Below are 17,167 nucleotides of genomic sequence, written 5' to 3' on the forward strand. Positions count from 1 at the left end.
TTCTCTTTCATGATTAATTCTGATTATTCGTTGTTTGTCGTGTACATATAATTATAGACAGCATTCAGGTGCTGGATACGGTGGGCGGCGGCAGACTGTTTAGCCAGGTCTTCCGCATTGATCTCTCGGATCAGGTCGGTGACAGAAATCACGCCGTTCGCCAACTTCACTTCCGCAGCATTCTTGATGCTGGTACGCAGTCGGATTATTTCATCATCCGCCTTCATCAGGTCGGCCATCTTCTGTATCTCCGTATTCTGTTGCATCAGTTGCAGCGAGGTATTGAACAGGAATGTTTCACGCTGAACTTCTATTTGTTGAAGATTGGTCGACACCTTACGGCGGTCGTTCTTCAAGGTATATAGCTTACCCATATTCCAGGAAAGGCGTACACCTGCAATATAGAAGGGATTAAAGCTATCCTCCAACATATTCAACCCCGGCCGACCGTATCCTCCCTGCACGAATGCACCGATGCGAGGCATCAGGCCACTGGTGATCTGTTTGTTCTGAACCTCCAATAAACGGCTTCTGGCATCCAGTGCCCGCAGTTCGGGGCGATCGATCTCAGCCGACAACGGATTACCCGGCACAGCAGGAATCTCCAATACCCTATCTTTATCATAAGGCTTCCCAATCAATGCACTCAACATCCTGCCAAAAGCCACCCGCGATGCTTTCAATTCGATCTCCTTCTGGCGGGCATTCAATAATTCCACCTCCATACTTTCGCAATCTGACTGGTTGGCCACGCCGTTTTCCATCATCGCCGTTATCCGGTCGATATTGATTTGCAACTCTTTTTGAAGCAATGCATTCTGGCGGATCAGTTCTTCCTGGAGCAGACAACCGAAATAAAGCTGGTTCACGCGGTCGTTCAAGGTATAAAGATCGCTTTCCAATTGTTCCCGGTCTGCGGCGGCCTGCGCTTTCGTCAGTTGCCGGGTGGTATGGATAGTTCCGCCATCCCATATATTCTGGTTCACCTCGGCCAGTACCTGATACTGGTCTTTACTTAAGGTCGGGATATCGAGTCCCGGCATAACAGCCGACAGTTTTTCAGTGTCGAAAGGAAGCTGGGTTACTTCACTCTGATAGGTTGCTTTCGCATTTACTGTCAGTTGGGGCAACCATCCTTTTCCTGCGTTCGACAGGTTGTATTGCTCCGTCTGTCCGATCAGTCCATACTGGCGTATCTGGGGATAGTTGGCACGGGCCCATTCATAACATTGTGCCAGTGTAACCGTCTCCTGCCCTTTCGCAATCCCCGACAGCAGGGGAAAGCATAAGAATAAGATCATGTAAATCCGTTTCATTGAGGTATCTGTTTATTCGGTGTATTATTATCCGGACTCAACAACCGGATCATTATATCGGTAACGAACGGGATACGTTCCTGTAAAAAAGCTTCGTATTTATCAGTATCCCCTTCCATAAAAACAGCCGTAAACGGGTTTCTCACCAACATGGGAAAAACCAGCAGGCTTATCAATGTTGTTGCAATATAATATACCGGAAGTTTCTTCATCAGCCCTTTCTCCATCTCGTCCTCCATTTGCTGGCGCATACGAACAATCGGTTCCACCCGTCCGGGGTTCTTCAGGATAGAATGATAGATATGCTCCGGCGCACGCTGTAATTCATTAATAACAAAAATCGGGAATAAAGGGTTTCGCTGTAATGTCTTTACATATTGGTCGATAATTTTAGGCAACTTCTCCATAAAAGAAGTATGTTCATCGATGATCGCTCCCAGGTTGGGAAGCAACGCATCTATCAACTGGTCGAAGATTGCATCGAACAACATCTCTTTGGTTCGATAATAATAATGTAAGGCGGTACGTCCGATACCGGCTTCGGTAGCCACGTCACCCATCTTGGTCGCTTCATATCCTTTCATCACAAAGACTTGCTTGGCTGCTTCCAGGATACGTTCTTCCATCGTGTTTACTTCTTCTGTACTCATTGTATATCTTGTTTTTACTTCATTTGTCACCACTGTCTGTCTATTATGTCTGACATTATTGTTTGACAGATATGTCAAAAGTAGTATAAAAAAATAAGGATGCAACTACTGCACCCTTATTTTAATATCTTTTATACAATGAAGGAAAGCTTATTTTATCTTTCTTTCCGCTACACCTTCGAAGGTCATCTTTACAGGATTGATATATCCGTTCTTGTCGAAAGTCATCTTATCGATACAAGTCGCCCTATGGTCGCGTCCCGTATCGTTCAGCGGACGGCGATGGTAAACGATATAATAATCTTCCGAATTCGGCACATGCATAATGGAATGATGGCCTGCACTGGTCGCTACCGTCGAATCCTGCTCGAGAATCTTGGCTATCCGGTTAAACGGTCCGAAAGGAGAATCGGCAATCGCATAAGCGACACAATAGTCGGGGCCGCCCCAGCCGCCTTCGCTCCACATAAAGTAGTATTTTCCATCCTTCTTCAACATGAACGGGCCTTCCACGTAGTTCTCCGGCGTTATTTCCTTATAGATAGTTCCGTCTTCAAACGGCACCAGTCCGGTAAAGTCGTCATTCAACTGTACTACGTTGCAATGTCCCCAACCGCCATAATACATATAATAGTTATCGCCATCCTTATAAACGAACTGGTCGATAGGCTGTGCCCCGTTCACAATTTCGTTGATCAACGGTTTACCCAGTAAGTCCTTGTACGGACCTTCCGGCCGGTCGCTGACAGCAACACCGATACCGCCTATTTCACCTTCGTGCACATCGTTCGCACTAAAGAAGAAATAATACTTCCCATCCTTACTGATGACAGACGGCGCCCACATGGCACGCTTCGCCCATTTCACCTCGGTCGTATCCAGGATGGAAGAATGCTTCGTCCAGTTCACCAGGTCTTTAGAAGAGAAACAGTCGAAGAAAGTCTGATTCTCGTATAGATCACTCCAGGTGGGGTAAATCCAATAAGTATCATCATAGATAATACCTTCGGGATCGGCATACCATTTTTCAAACACAGGGTTGCCGCTCATCGCCACCTCTTTAGACTGCTGTTTCTGTTGTCCGCAAGCCGACATCAGGGCAGCGGCACAAACAGCAATAACACAACTTTTATTCATATACATTAGATTTATAAAATAGTCTTAGTCTCCGTACTTCTTGGCCAGACCACCTTCGGAAGTTTCCTTATACAGACTGGGCAGGTCGTTACCCGTCTGACGCATCACTTCCACTACCTGGTCGAAGCTCACCCGGTGTTTACCGTCAGAGAAGTTCGAGAAGGTATTCGCATCCAGTGCACGTGCGGCAGCAAATGCATTACGCTCGATGCAAGGTATCTGTACCAATCCGCAAACCGGGTCGCAAGTCAGGCCCAGGTGATGTTCCAACCCCATCTCAGCAGCATACTCGATCTGTGCGGGTGTTCCACCGAACAACTGGCTGGCAGCGGCCGCAGCCATTGCACAGGCTACTCCCACCTCACCCTGGCAACCAACTTCAGCACCGGATACCGATGCATTCGTACGGACCACATTACCGAACAGTCCGGCAGTAGCCAAAGCACGCAGGATACGCGAATCGCGGAAGTCGCGGGTATCTTTCAGGTGATACAATACAGCCGGCAACACGCCACAGGAGCCGCAGGTAGGGGCCGTCACGATCCTTCCCCCACTAGCATTCTCTTCGGAGACGGCCAAAGCAAAAGCGTATACCATGCCGCGGCTTTTGATGCTGCTGCCGTATCCTTTGGCACGGATCAGGTAGTCGGAAGCCTTACGGCGTATACCCAGGCCACCCGGCAGGATACCTTCTGCTTCCAAACCGTTGAGCACAGCCTGTTGCATCACTTCCCATACCTCGGCCAGATAATCCCATATCTGCGGGCCTTCGCATTGCTCCACATACTCCCAGTAAGAATGTCCTGTCTTTTCGCACCAAGCCTGAATATCCTTGATGGTACTCATTTCGTAGACTTTGGCAGTCTTCAACTCGTTAAAAGTCTCGTTGGCAAGCGTACCGCCACCGATACTGTAAACTGTCCATGCTTCCAGCCTCTCGTCTTTATCGTTGAACGACTCAAACAGCATCCCGTTCGGGTGGAACGGCAGGAATGTTTTAGGTTCCCAAGTAATATTCGTCGGAGCCACGGGTTGCAGCACTTCCAGAATGCCGGCATCCGTCATGTGACCCTTTCCGGTAGCAGCCAGGCTACCATACAACGTTACATTGAAACGTGCAGCCTGTTGGTTGCGTTCCAAAAACATCCGCGAAGCACGTATCGGCCCCATCGTGTGGCTACTCGACGGGCCATGGCCGATCCGGTATATCTGTTTGATAGATTCCATTTTTCAGTTTCTCCTGTTTTTTGTGTTTTTAAACTTTAAGAAATATATTACGTTTATAAAGCCACCACAAAATTACATAAATAACCAATATGTTTGACAAGCTAATCAAAAAGGAATAATAATTCCCCATATATTGCTGAAACCCATAAAACAAGGACTCGCCCAAACAGCTGAAATTAACGACATTAGCCAGCATATACGCCACGATAGAGTTCATTCCGTACACTTTCAACCAGGTAATATTTTTATTATATCCCTTATAATCGATCAGATAATAGAACAATCCCATCAACAGGAAACAGTAACCGCTGCTGACCAGTACCATAGAACTTGTCCATATCGTTTTAATAACCGGCATCTGCAATCCCCATAACCATCCGGCTGCCACCATAGCTGCTCCGGCCCCGAAATACCATTTCAGTTTATACACATCGCTCGTTTTATCCTTGGCAATATAGCCGGCAAACAATCCGGTCAATACGGTTACACCGAAGTTCAAACTGCTCAGTATCCAGGTATAATGATACCCCGGAGAAAAGACCACTTCGCCATCCACCACTTTTGCTCCATCCCGGAAACGTCCCAGCACGGCACGGTCTACCCATTCCGCCAGGTTTCCTTCGGGTGTATAATTACCGCCTCCGTAACTGCCGACCGTGATAAACTGCATCGCAGCCCAGTAAACAAGCAATAAGGCGACCGCCACACCGATCTGTGTACGACGACTTGCATAAAGAAACAATACGGCAGTGATCAGGTATCCCGCCGCAATAGACTGCAACGTATTCGAATATAAATAGATACGATCCGGATCGAGGCCGAGCAGGTTACCCTGGCACATCATACCGAATATCCAAAGCAACAGGATACGTTTACCCAACCGTCGGAAAAGAGCTTTCTTGTCGGAAACTCCTTTAAAACGGGATAAGGCAAACGGCATAGACGCCCCCGACATAAACAGGAATAACGGCATGATCAAATCCCAGGGAGAAAAGCCCACCCAGGCTTCATGGCTAAATAGCCACATACTACTGTGCAACCATTCCACATCGGCCGCACGGGCCAGTGAATGTGCCAACGGGCCTAAAGCCACCAGAAAGAAAAGATCGAAACCGCGAAGGGCGTCAAGCGACTCCAGCCGCTTATAAGTAGTTTTTTCCATTTGATAATTATTTTAGACTTTTAAGAAAATACGTTGACGATAGAGGAAATAAAGGAAGCCCCAACAGACAGCGATATAGGCGATCGCCCCGAACAGAGGTTGAGCCGCTTCCGGTGTCAGTCCGATCAGTCCGCCGAAGATGGCATTCGCTGTAAAAGTGAAATTGACAAACTCCTGGGCCAGGTAAATAGTAATAGAATTCATACCGATCACTGTAAAGAAAGGCGTCCAGCCTTTTATCCCCTTCACATCCACGATATAATAGAACAAGGCAAACAACAACATGGAAATACCACCGACAGTACAAACGAACGAGCTCGTCCACAAATACTTATTGATCGGGAAAAACAATCCCCACAGCAATCCGATCACCAATAGGACAGCTCCCGCACATAACATATAGAGAACCTTCTTCGTCTCCGTCAGCTCTTTCTTTTGCAGCTTGATAAACTCTCCGGTGAACATCCCCAGCAACGCCGTTCCGATAGCCGGCAAGGTAGACAGGATACCTTCGGGATCATAGTTTCCGCCATGCAAACGTCCCGGCAATAACAACCGGTCGATGTAGCAGGCCAGGCAACCTTCACGGGTGAATACGTCCGTTCCGTTCCCGTCGGGAGCCGGGACAAAAGCCAACAACAACCAATAACCGACCAGGATCGCAACCACGATCCACACCCGCGTAACCGTCCGTGTATTTACAAAGATCAGGGCCCCGAACATCCAGGCCAGACCGATACGTGCCAACACACTGGCATAACGTTGTGTCTCGAAGTCGAAGTTCAACAGGCCGTTGTAGACACAGCCCAGGATGACCAGGGTAATCCCCCTGCGGATAATTTTCTTGTAGATGGCCGCCTCCGGCATTCCGCGCTCCCGCTGTTTGGCCAGGGAAAAGGGGAAAGAGATCCCGGCAATGAACAGGAACAGAGGGAAGATAATATCCTCGAACGTAAATCCGGCGCCCCACCGTGCATGATGCATCTGGTCTGCTACCGATTGAAAGAAAGGAGTCGGGATCAGGGTGGCCAGTGCGATGAAGAGAGAGCCGCCTCCCATGATAAAGAACATATCAAATCCCCGCAAGGCATCCAGCGATTGGAGCCGCTGGAGTTGTTTTTGTTTTTCCATTGTATCAAAATTAGAAATTAGAATGTAAGGAATGCAAATATAAGAAATAATGTAATAAAACTATCCTGCTTTTTCATTAGTTTTGCAGCCATGATAAAACAACACCTGAAACCGATCATGTTCGTTGGCACTTGTTCCGATGCGGGAAAAAGTGTGATCAACGCAGCCTTCTGCCGTATCTTCAAGCAAGACGGATACCGACCTGCTCCTTTCAAGGCGCAGAATATGTCGCTCAACTCCTACTCTACCCCCGAAGGCGGCGAGATGGGCCGTGCCCAGGTGGTGCAGGCCGAAGCATGCGGTATCGCTCCGCATACAGATATGAACCCGGTTCTGCTGAAGCCGACCAACGATAAAAGTTCGCAGGTCGTATTGAACGGCCGGCCGGTCGGCAACATGTCTGCCAAAGACTATTTCGGCATTCAGAACCGGAAAGAAGAGTTATTCAGGGAAGCCATCGCCTCTTTCAAACGCCTGGAGTCGCGCTACAACCCGATCGTATTGGAAGGTGCGGGAAGTATCTCGGAGCTGAACCTCCGCGACCGCGACATCACCAATATGCGCATGGCCATTCAGGCGAATGCCTCCACTTATCTGGTGGCCGATATCGACCGCGGAGGCGTATTCGGTTCCGTTTACGGCACCATCGCACTGCTCAGGCCGGAGGAACGGGCACAGATGAAAGGGATCATCATCAATAAATTCCGTGGCGATGCCTCGTTGTTTGAAGAAGGACGCGCGATATTGAAAGAGCTGACGGGTATCCCGGTGGTCGGCGTCATTCCCTGGTTCCGCGATATCAAGATAGAGGAAGAGGACTCGGTTGCCCTGGATATGAAAACCAACACCTGGCAGGAAGGCAAGATCAACGTGGCGATCGTCCTGTTGAAACGTATGTCCAACTTCACCGACTTCGACGTATTGGACATGGACCCTCGCTTCAATCCTTACTACACAAGCAATATCGACGAAGTGGAGAAAGCGGATATCATCCTCCTGCCCGGTTCCAAAAACACATTGTCGGATCTGCAAAGCATCCGCGCCAACGGCATTGCCGATGCAATCGTGCGGGCCTACAAGAAAGGGAAGAAGGTGATCGGTATCTGCGGCGGCTACCAGATGATGGGTGCCCGCCTGGAAGATCCGGAAGGGATAGAAGGTAACCTGCCTGCGGTTCCGGGACTCGGATTACTTCCGCAATGCACGGTGATCGAACAGGAGAAAGTCACGAAGCAAAGCACATTCACTTTCCTTCCGGGTAACGACTCTACCTGCCGGGGATACGAAATACATATGGGACACACCACCCTTTTAGGCAACGCTCCGGAAAGTCCCGTGGCCCGCCTCGAAGACGGACGACTGGACGGATATTACCTCGACAACCGTTGCTGGGGGAGCTACATGCACGGCATACTGGATAACCCCGTTGTATTGGATTGCCTGGCGGAAGGCTTCGACAAAGAAGCTGACGCCGCTCCTTTCGATTATGCCGCTTTCAAAGAAGAACAATATGAAAAACTGGCGGATCTGGTACGGGGGCATGTGGATATGGAGTATATTTACAGTACGCTGTAATCACTCCCACAACATTTCATTCCCCTGCATCAGTTTTTTCACCGCCTCAAATTGGTCTTTTTTGAGTTTGAGGGAGTCGTAGAGACTGCGGTAATTGAGGGAATGGATATCGGTTCCGACGAAATCATAACAACCTTTCTTCAATAGAGAAGAGGCAGTCTTATGAGGTAACGGCCCGTAGAAGCCGGCCAGGGAGAAAAGGTTCAATTGGAATTTGCATCCGTGCTCTTTTAGTTTCAACAACTCATTCATATTCCAGAAACCGAAACGTTCCGGATGAGCCAGGACCGGGATATACCCGTTCAGTTGCAAATCATACAGTTTCTCAAACAGATCGCTGGGGGCCTGCATAAAGGAGACTTCCACCAATACGTGCTTTCCGTCATACGACAGCAACCCTTCGTTCATGCGGTCGTAAAAACATTCGTCCAGCATATACTCGGCAGCCAGACGAAGGTCGATGTCTATACCCGTACAATTACCGCGGAAAAGGTCGAACCTCTCCTGGAGATATGTGCTCCGGTTCTTTGCCAGATCAGCCATTATATGCGGCGTCAGAAAAAGGTGTTTCACCCCGCATGTACCCAGGAACGAGAGCATATCGAGACTCTCTTCTTCCGACGAAAACCCATCATCTACACCCGGTAGCAAATGCGTATGGACATCGGTCATGCCCGGCCACAGAGGCTTTTTCCGGGTAAATAAATCAGAGAGGAATGCGTTCATAATATATCTGTATTGAAAAAATAACCATCAAAGGTACTACAAAGTACAGCGATTTCCAAATCGAACTCCCTTCCCTCCCCCACAAACGACAAAACCCGCCGCCCGTAGCCGTCCGTACAGGACAAGCCACTGGCAGCGGGAGCAGGTTACTATCTGATACCTATCCTAAGGGATAGTTTCAAACAAAGGATCAGCCCTCGCCGAAGCAGGCGGCACAGGACTCGGATAAGACTCGGCAACATCGGGTGTTTCATCATCCGGTACAGGTTTAAAGTGAAACAAAAAATTAAGCAAAGCCAGGATAAATTCGATGATTCGTTTGAATTTGGACATAAGAAAATGTTTATTAGAATGAATAATTTAACCTATCACTGAATAATCGCCATCACCGCCCGGATTGTCCGCTCGATACTGACCAGGCTACATCGGTAAACCTCGCGGTCGTCGCCATTGAGTTCGCTGATGTAGGGGCTGTAGGCTATCTCTTTGGCATAGGCGGCGATGTCGTTGCTCACCAACCAGGCGGAACGGTAGTTGTTACGGATCAGTCGGGCGAAATCGAGGAAAGAGTTCTCGCACGTATCGTAACGGCGGAAGTCCATCGCATAATCGGCGGCCTTTACGGTCGTTTTCCCGCCATGCCAATACTCGTTGGCAGCTCCGTAGGCAGTCAGGCCAAAGAAGTTACGGCTGTTTCTCGACAGGTCGCTGGTTCCCCACCCGCTCTCAAAGGCCGCCTGCGAAAGGATAGCCACCGGATTCATGTTAAAAGCTGCTCCTGCCGACACGGCCGCCGGCAGGAGGTTTCTTACGAAATTGATTTGTTGTGCAACCATAGCTTTACGATTTACTGTTACTCGATCACAGGGCGGTCGTCTTCCCCCCCTTCTCCTTCGTTGCCTCCGGTAGAAGAACCGGTTTCCGCATCGATACGTTCGAAACTCACTTTGTCGAGAATCTCCTTCAATTCGACACCCGGACGGAATACGATACGGGGCTTACGAATCAGGGCGGCTTTAAATTCCTTGGCAGTAGCCACCCCCCTACTGCCCACATTGATCTGGAAATTCCCGACATCCCCCATCTGCACGATCTCACCGCGCAACAGGGCGTCTTTCATGAAAAACATCAAGCCGTCCAACACCACTTTCACATCACCGGGCGAAGCCGTCGAATAGGCGGCGATCGACTGACACATCTGCTTGAAAGGCAGCGTACCATTGTTGTTGACGGATGCATAATACTTCTGTGCTCCCGCAGGAGCATCTTTCGACAGGTCTTTACGTAAGACCAGTTTGTACCTTACTGACATAATTTTAAATTTAAGGGTTAGTGTTTTAATTAGTTGACAAGCGACAGATGTAATCATATATATATGTATAGAAGGCCTCATATTTGATTACATTACAAAGATACGACACGGTAAGGCGCCGGGACGGCCATAGTCAGGTACAGGAGTGTGTAATGGGATATTTAAGGATAAAACAGGATAGAGTAATCCGATGTCATATTAGCAACGGAGACAAAACTATTATATAAAGCAAACAAGGCAACCTCAAATGAAGCTGCCTTGTTTCTTTACACATTTATTGTAAAAAATCACAAACAAAACATGATTTTCAACACATAAACATTTGTTTTTTTCAGATTAAATAGCTACCTTACATCTGTAAATCAATACAATTAGAACCATGGAAGAAAAGCAAAATTACTGCCGTGTGTGGGCATTTTACGAACTGGCCCTGTGTTATTTCCCCGGATCGACACCCAAGACGGCCAGTGAGAAGCTGACACGATGGATCAGGCTTTCGGGAAACCTCAAAGAGAAACTAATCGCCCTGGACTGGAAACCGGGGCAGAAACTACTCACGCCCAAACAAGCAATGTGCATTGTCAATCATCTGGGTGAACCTTAGTGAACCCAACAGTTTACAACTTTAGTGTATTACTTATGAAACAAAACAAAAAACAGGAATTCTCCTGGTATGGCAGTCTTTACAAGACCAGGGAAGAAAAGAGAGTGACACTCGGCTGGCTCGATGCATTTATTAAAGGCAACTATCTTCAGTTTATTACTAAAGAGATCCGTCGGCTAAGTGCCGAAGGCCGTCACCAGGAAGCCAAACGAACGAAACTGCAACTGCCCGCCATTGCCGTTTCGGCACTGTTTCCCGGTGAAAGACTGACGGAACAGGCTGGCGAACATACCGGCTACGTACTGGTGGACGTTGACGGCATGAAGACACCCGTTGCCGAATACATGGAACGAAGCAAAGGCTTTCCCTGGCTGGCACTGGCTTATGTCAGTGCACGGGGCGGCGGCGTACACCTGATCTTCCGGGTGGAAACGGATACCACACATCATCTGGAAACCTGCCTGGCATTGTATGATATTGTTGAAACGACTTTGGGAGAAGCGGTAGACAGGGGATGCACCGATATCACACGGACAAGTTTGGTTTGCTGGGATGCGGACTGCTATTACAATCCGGAGGCGGAGACGTTCAGGATGGAAGCGGCCGTTGACACATATCCTGGTCCTGCCGTTGACACACCCCCTACCCCCTCTCGAGAGGGGAAAAGCTACTCCACACACTGTGAGAAAAAGACGGCGACAGAAATGGAGCCATTGACGGAAACGGAGCGGCTGGATCTCTATCTGGATCAGGCAGACCTCGGAAACAGTTGGGTAAAAGGACAACGCCATGCCCGGCTGGTCAGCCTCGCCTTCTGCCTGAACCGCGCCGGCTTCGGACAGCAGGCCGTGGAAAATGAATGCGTGCGCCGTTATGCCGAGCCCGATTTCGATGCGAAGGAAATCGCCAAGACCATCGCCTCCGTTTACGGCAAGGCACGGGCAGAACATGGGACGAACCGGCGCGAAAACAAGGCCCTGAACGAGAAAAAGTTCGCCATTCCCGCCACTTTCGCCACTAAAGATACCGGAAAGTATCCACCTGCCGAAAACGAAGCGGATATAAGTACCAATCAACACGTTACTCCCGAGCTATCCTACGTAGACCAGGCTCTTTTCAATGCCGCCCCGACCCTGTTGCGGGACATGATACGCCCCGGTCTCGAAGGACGCCAGCGGGATATGGCAATCGTCGCCGCACTGGCTATGATCTCCACCGTGATGCCCCGTGTGAAAGGTAACTATCATGGCGATTCTGTCGCCCCGATGCTCTACCTCTATGTCGTGGCACGTGCCGGCTCCGGCAAGGGAGTGCTCAACGGCATGTACCAACTGCTCCAACCCTGGCACTATTACGTCCGTTCGAAATCAGCTTCGTACGTCAAGAAAAACAAGGAAGAGATAGAGGCCTACGAACTGGCTGCGGCACGAAGCAAGAAAACCGGAAAGCCGGTCATGCTCACCCGCCCTGACGAAGTCGTCCAAATGGAACTAAAAATTGCCGGAACCATCACCCAGGCCAAGCTGGTGAAACAACTGAGTGCCAACGAACATTATCCCGGACTGATGCAAGAATCGGAAATCGGTATCCTGATCGAAGCCATCCACAACGATCACGGCAAATACACCTACCTGCTCAACCAGATCGCCCATCAGGAAATGATCGACCGGTCATCCATTTCCGGCGGAACAGTGAGTTGCAACCGTCCGCTAATGGGACTGCTCACGAGCGGAACCTTCGGGCAGTTCGTACGGCTCATCCCTTCGGCCGACGATGGTCTTTTCAGCCGTTTCCTGGCTTACACCTTCAACGAGGCTCCGAAATGGAAACTCCTGACCAGCGAAGACGACAACATACATGCCGACCGTTATTATGCAAAGGTAGGCGCCGCCATCCTCGAAGCCGGCATCTACCTCGACAATAACCCGACCTTCGTACGTTACACCGAGCAACAGCGTAACCGCATGAACCACCGTTTCTCCCGCATGTCGGAACAGGCCCGGTTGTTCGGCAACGAAGACCGCCTGAGCGTGGTACACCGCCTGGGACGTACTCATTTCTGTATCAGCATGTTTCTCACCGCCCTGCGCAAAGTGGAGCGACAGAGCACGTTGGATGAACAGGTCGTTTCAGACATAGACTTCGATATTGCCATGATGTTCGTCCTTATGTTTCAGCAGCACATGCTCACATTAGGTACGATGTTAAAGCACGATGCCGATTTCACTCCACCCAGCGATCCCAATATTTACGAAACATTCTTCAACGACCTCCCCGCCACCTTCCGCACCTCCGAAGCCAAGGCACTCGGCATGTCCCGGGGAATCCCCGAAAGAACCATCGACCGTCATTTGGGAAAATGGATACATGAAGGGATAATCAGCAGATTATCAGTCGGGAAATACCTGAAAAAGATAACAAAGTATGGTAGTTGAAAATGAAATAACTTTAGTGGCATAAATGGCGAATGTGGCAAACTTTTGAAATACAAAATGCGAAACAAATGTCATAAATAAGAAGTATTCAATATAAAAAGACTAAGTATTTCGGACAAAAAACATAAGTATTATCAGATAAAGCCGCAAGTATTTTACTAAAAGATATATCAGGGAATGACTAGATTAAACGTTCGTTTTAATTTGTCACAAAGTTACGGGTTATATTTTTATATTCAAATTTATCGGACATAAACTTTGATAATCTTGTTTTCTCTTGTTTTTCAACAATTTTCAAATCTTACCTACTCTAATTTACCCATAAACATTTATTTTTTATGACACTTCAGAAAATGACTAGAAAAAACGAACGTTTTTTCTAGTCATTCTTATGAACAAGCAACAATTGATCAACACGTTAGCCCATAAAACAGGGCAAACACAAATTGCCGTCAAAAAGGTTATCCAATCTTTGACCGGCATTATCACCGACGAACTGAAACAAGGTGGAGAAATCCGCTTGACAGGTTTCGGCGTCATTACAAGATGGCACCAGGCCGAACGCCTGGCACGAAATCCCAAAACAGGAGCCCCTCACATGATTTCCGAACGTTTCTCCGTAAAGCTGAAACCGGGAAAAGAACTTCTTGAAGAATTAAATAATACCCAAACTAAAAATAAATGATGATGAAAAAACATTTACATCTTATTTCGTATCGTCTGTTAATAACGATAGCGTTTCTCTGTTTCTTCTCCAAAGGGATGCGGGCAGATGATACCACACCGGATACATGGGAAAACCTGGCAACCCCACCTGCGGACTGGAGTACTTCTTCAACTGAGATCAACATATCTTCCGCAGCCGAACTAGCTTGGGTAGCGAAAATGGTAAACGAAAACGAAGATACCGGAAATTCCGGCAAAAAAGGGTTTGAAGGGGTGGCGATAACACTCACCCAAGATATTGACTTGGCTGATCATAATTGGATACCAATCGGAGAAAAGGCCACTTACCCATTCAAAGGTTCTTTCAATGGAGGAAATTTCAAGATACAAAATATATATGTATCTACTTTAGACGCAGCCGGTCTATTTGGAATAACAGATCATGCGAACATAAAGGACATTCAATTAACCGATTGTGACATAAATAAAAAAGTTGATTATACTTCCAGCGATTATGACGATTATGCCGGAGGGATAGTAGCCGCCGGTAAATATTCAACTATCGATCATTGTACGGTAAACGGTAAAATCATTTATCAGGAAGCAAAAGGGGGAGCCATCGGAGGTATCGCCGGAGTCAACTATGAAGGAACTGTTACAGATTGTAGTTTTGAAGGTATATTAACTTCCGGTCGAAAAGACAACGATCATACGTCTGCTTCTATCGGAGGAATAGTTGGAGAAAACAGCTTTACTAGTCAGACTATACCAACCATAACAGACTGCAATGCAAATATCAGTATTACATCAGTCGGAGGATACGCAACAGGAGGAATTACTTCAAAAAACGGAGGTTGCATAAAAAATTGTACCGCACAAGGAAAAATAGATTTCATTCCTAATTTCCAAAATGAAGGATGTGGAGGGATTGTAGGTGGCAACCAGTCTAATGTCATAAGTGGATATTCAATCGAAAAATGTACTTCTTCATGTGATATACATGTAAAATACCAGACAAATATCCCCCCAAAAAATACTAATGAAAGGCTGTATTTTATCAAAGCCGGTGGTATTGCCGGTATGAGTGAAACGTCCTATCCCATTGACCATTGTACAACCTCAGGAACCATTAAAATGGAATTAACATCCGATGCTCCCAACAATATAAAAGGCTATACCTATTGCGTCGGTGGGATTGTTGGATATAATAAGACTATAATTACAGCATGTGAATCAGCAACCTGCATTTTTTCATCTGCCAATTTCGCAGAAACGACCACATACGCAGGAGGTATCGTGGGATATATGATGTATAATACTATTACAGACAGTAAATCATCCGGTATAATAACGGTTGACGGGGCTCTGAGTTACATCGGTGGAATAGTCGGATATATATCCACATATGAAACTATTACCGATTGTAAATCATCTACCCGGTTTAATGTTAAAGGAGAGGATAATTATGTTGGAGGAATAACCGGATATAGCTTTGTCAATTTAACGAATTGCCAATATAATGCAATTGATAACAGAGAAGAAAACCAACTGATACATTATTCAACGCCAACAAGCGACATATCCACTATAGGACAAACAAATATCATAGGAGGTCTTACTGCATTAAATTATCGAAGTATAAAAAATTGTTATTCAACAGCTAACATTACGTCTGAAGGAGGAGAAAACTATATCGGTAATTTGGTCGGATGGAATTACGATAAAAAATCTGTTCATAGTGAAATACAAGATTGCTACACAACAGGGAATATCTCAGCAAGCGGAAAAGAAAATTACATCGGAGGGATTGCCGGGTACAATCCCGGAAAGGTAACAAACTGTTATGCCACAGGTAAAGTAGAAGCAATCAAAACCGAGGGTGATGAAGGACATGTCGGCGGTATTACAGGAGAGAATTCGGGTTCTATCTCGAATTGCGTAGCTCTTAATACTGTTGGCGTTATCAACTATGCGGCTTCCACAGGACGTATTGCAGGAACAAATTCAGGCACTACAACTAGTAATTATGCACATTCAGACATTCCTGGCCAGTGGGACACTAGTAATACATCTCTGAATGGCGAAGAATGGGACGGAGAAAATTATCCTTTTTCACCATCCGATGCCTGGGATTTCAATACCAACACCCTGCCTAAACTAAAAAAAATTAATAACGACAATACTTACGGGGTAACGATAGATAACCAACCCAGTATCCCCCTTGTAAGCTTGAGTCTTTATACCATTACTTTCGACAAGCCTGATCATGGTGAATTAACCATTACCGACCAGCTTGCCAGTACGATAAAATCCGAGGATAAGGTACAAGGCGGAACCCAACTTACCATCACAGCCACCCCAGAAGGCAAATACAAACTGAGCGAGCTAACGGTAAATGGCACCCCTTTCAATTCCGGAAATACATTGACCGTATCGGAAAACATCACAATCTCTGCTACTTTCAGCAAAATCCCAGATCCCCAGCCCGAACCTGATCCTGAGCCAACTCCAGTTCCTCCGGTTTACCACCTCGTCACCCTCCCTCAAATAGAAGGAGTAACCACCGACCCTATAGCCGGCGAGTACGAAGTAGAAGCCTGGAGCAGTTTCCGTTTTTACCTCACGCTCGACAAGGAATACGACCAGTCTTCTCCCATCGTCACCACCGACCGAGGCGAAACGATCACTCCACGTTCGAGCGACGGTGCATACATTATCAAATATGTACGCCAACCTATCGCGATCAGTATCGACGGTATCGTCCGCAATCCCGACCCGGTTGCCAACGAAACAATCTGCACAAACGATACGAAAGTCCGGACGGAGGATACCTATCTGCATATCCATACCTCCCACCCCGAAACCGTATTCATCTACACTTTCAGCGGGACACTCTTACATAAATACGATAATCTATCGGGAGATAAGTCTCTTTGGTTACCGCAAGGCAATTACATTGTCGTAGCAGGAAATAAGAGTTTCAAGATACAGATACAAAAATAACACGAGGACTCCCCAACGAGGCAAACCTTGTATATAGTTCAGTTATTATCAAATTTGAATGTAGTGTCGTTGGTAGGGGCGGTTCGCGAACCGCCCTTACAGGTGCCGTTGTCTTCAACAAGGCAACGCCTTGTGCCGCAGGCTCTCTTTTGCCGTCGGTTTTTAACCGACGGATATAAAAGACAGGAGGCAAAGCCTCTTCCTTTGTGGGCTTAAGCCCCTT

At 47.4% G+C, this 17,167-nt stretch carries 15 protein-coding genes; 5 read left to right on the forward strand and 10 right to left on the reverse strand.

Annotated elements, in window-relative coordinates; translation table 11 throughout:
• Positions 1-23 precede the first annotated feature (23 nt).
• The 6 genes from BQ7394_RS13590 to BQ7394_RS13615 form a co-directional block, all read right to left on the reverse strand.
• The gene (locus BQ7394_RS13590; RefSeq protein WP_075557931.1) at positions 24-1,316 is read right to left on the reverse strand and encodes a TolC family protein; all 1,293 of its coding nucleotides are present in this window, start codon (positions 1,314-1,316) and stop codon (positions 24-26) included.
• Positions 1,313-1,966, reverse strand: coding sequence for a TetR/AcrR family transcriptional regulator (locus BQ7394_RS13595; RefSeq protein ID WP_075557932.1), 654 nt, complete (start codon positions 1,964-1,966; stop codon positions 1,313-1,315). The genes BQ7394_RS13590 and BQ7394_RS13595 overlap by 4 nt, the downstream gene beginning before the upstream one ends.
• A 150-nt stretch (positions 1,967-2,116) precedes the next feature.
• Complete coding sequence (locus BQ7394_RS13600; protein WP_235848834.1) at positions 2,117-3,061, reverse strand: glycoside hydrolase family 43 protein; 945 nt, start codon at positions 3,059-3,061, stop codon at positions 2,117-2,119.
• A 66-nt stretch (positions 3,062-3,127) separates the two neighbouring features.
• The gene (locus BQ7394_RS13605) at positions 3,128-4,330 is read right to left on the reverse strand and encodes an L-serine ammonia-lyase (RefSeq protein ID WP_075557933.1); all 1,203 of its coding nucleotides are present in this window, start codon (positions 4,328-4,330) and stop codon (positions 3,128-3,130) included.
• 28 nt (positions 4,331-4,358) lie between these two features.
• Entirely contained in the window at positions 4,359-5,492 is a 1,134-nt protein-coding gene (locus BQ7394_RS13610; protein ID WP_075557934.1) for an acyltransferase family protein, read from the reverse strand.
• Between the two features lie 12 nt (positions 5,493-5,504).
• Positions 5,505-6,623, reverse strand: coding sequence for an acyltransferase family protein (locus BQ7394_RS13615; RefSeq protein ID WP_075557935.1), 1,119 nt, complete (start codon positions 6,621-6,623; stop codon positions 5,505-5,507).
• A 93-nt stretch (positions 6,624-6,716) separates the two neighbouring features.
• Between BQ7394_RS13615 and BQ7394_RS13620 the strand changes: the two genes are divergently transcribed.
• Positions 6,717-8,198 (forward strand): cobyric acid synthase, encoded by a 1,482-nt coding sequence (locus tag BQ7394_RS13620; protein ID WP_075560026.1) that lies wholly within the window; start codon positions 6,717-6,719, stop codon positions 8,196-8,198.
• Here the strand turns inward: BQ7394_RS13620 and BQ7394_RS13625 are convergent, their stop codons facing one another.
• The 4 genes from BQ7394_RS13625 to BQ7394_RS13635 form a co-directional block, all read right to left on the reverse strand.
• The gene (locus tag BQ7394_RS13625) at positions 8,199-8,924 is read right to left on the reverse strand and encodes a tyrosine-protein phosphatase (protein WP_075557936.1); all 726 of its coding nucleotides are present in this window, start codon (positions 8,922-8,924) and stop codon (positions 8,199-8,201) included.
• A gap of 165 nt (positions 8,925-9,089) precedes the next feature.
• On the reverse strand, positions 9,090-9,257 hold the full coding sequence (locus tag BQ7394_RS25995) for a hypothetical protein (RefSeq protein ID WP_165359875.1): 168 nt from the start codon (positions 9,255-9,257) through the stop codon (positions 9,090-9,092).
• 35 nt (positions 9,258-9,292) lie between these two features.
• The gene (locus tag BQ7394_RS13630; protein WP_075557937.1) at positions 9,293-9,760 is read right to left on the reverse strand and encodes a glucosaminidase domain-containing protein; all 468 of its coding nucleotides are present in this window, start codon (positions 9,758-9,760) and stop codon (positions 9,293-9,295) included.
• 17 nt (positions 9,761-9,777) lie between these two features.
• A complete protein-coding gene (locus BQ7394_RS13635) occupies positions 9,778-10,236 on the reverse strand; it encodes an HU family DNA-binding protein (RefSeq protein ID WP_075557938.1) in 459 nt (152 codons plus the stop codon).
• A gap of 379 nt (positions 10,237-10,615) precedes the next feature.
• Here BQ7394_RS13635 and BQ7394_RS13640 point away from each other — a divergent pair, with 379 nt between their 5' ends.
• From BQ7394_RS13640 to BQ7394_RS13655, 4 genes are all read left to right on the forward strand, one after another.
• On the forward strand, positions 10,616-10,840 hold the full coding sequence (locus BQ7394_RS13640; protein WP_075557939.1) for a DUF4248 domain-containing protein: 225 nt from the start codon (positions 10,616-10,618) through the stop codon (positions 10,838-10,840).
• Positions 10,841-10,875: 35 nt separating this feature from the next.
• Positions 10,876-13,275: a DUF3987 domain-containing protein gene (locus tag BQ7394_RS13645; RefSeq protein ID WP_075557940.1), complete on the forward strand. Its 2,400-nt coding sequence runs from the start codon at positions 10,876-10,878 to the stop codon at positions 13,273-13,275.
• Between the two features lie 391 nt (positions 13,276-13,666).
• The gene (locus BQ7394_RS13650; RefSeq protein WP_075557941.1) at positions 13,667-13,960 is read left to right on the forward strand and encodes an HU family DNA-binding protein; all 294 of its coding nucleotides are present in this window, start codon (positions 13,667-13,669) and stop codon (positions 13,958-13,960) included.
• Between the two features lie 2 nt (positions 13,961-13,962).
• Positions 13,963-16,944, forward strand: coding sequence for a GLUG motif-containing protein (locus tag BQ7394_RS13655; RefSeq protein ID WP_161951800.1), 2,982 nt, complete (start codon positions 13,963-13,965; stop codon positions 16,942-16,944).
• Positions 16,945-17,167 lie beyond the last annotated feature (223 nt).

It is taken from the genome of Parabacteroides timonensis, assembly GCF_900128505.1.
Taxonomy (GTDB): domain Bacteria; phylum Bacteroidota; class Bacteroidia; order Bacteroidales; family Tannerellaceae; genus Parabacteroides; species Parabacteroides timonensis.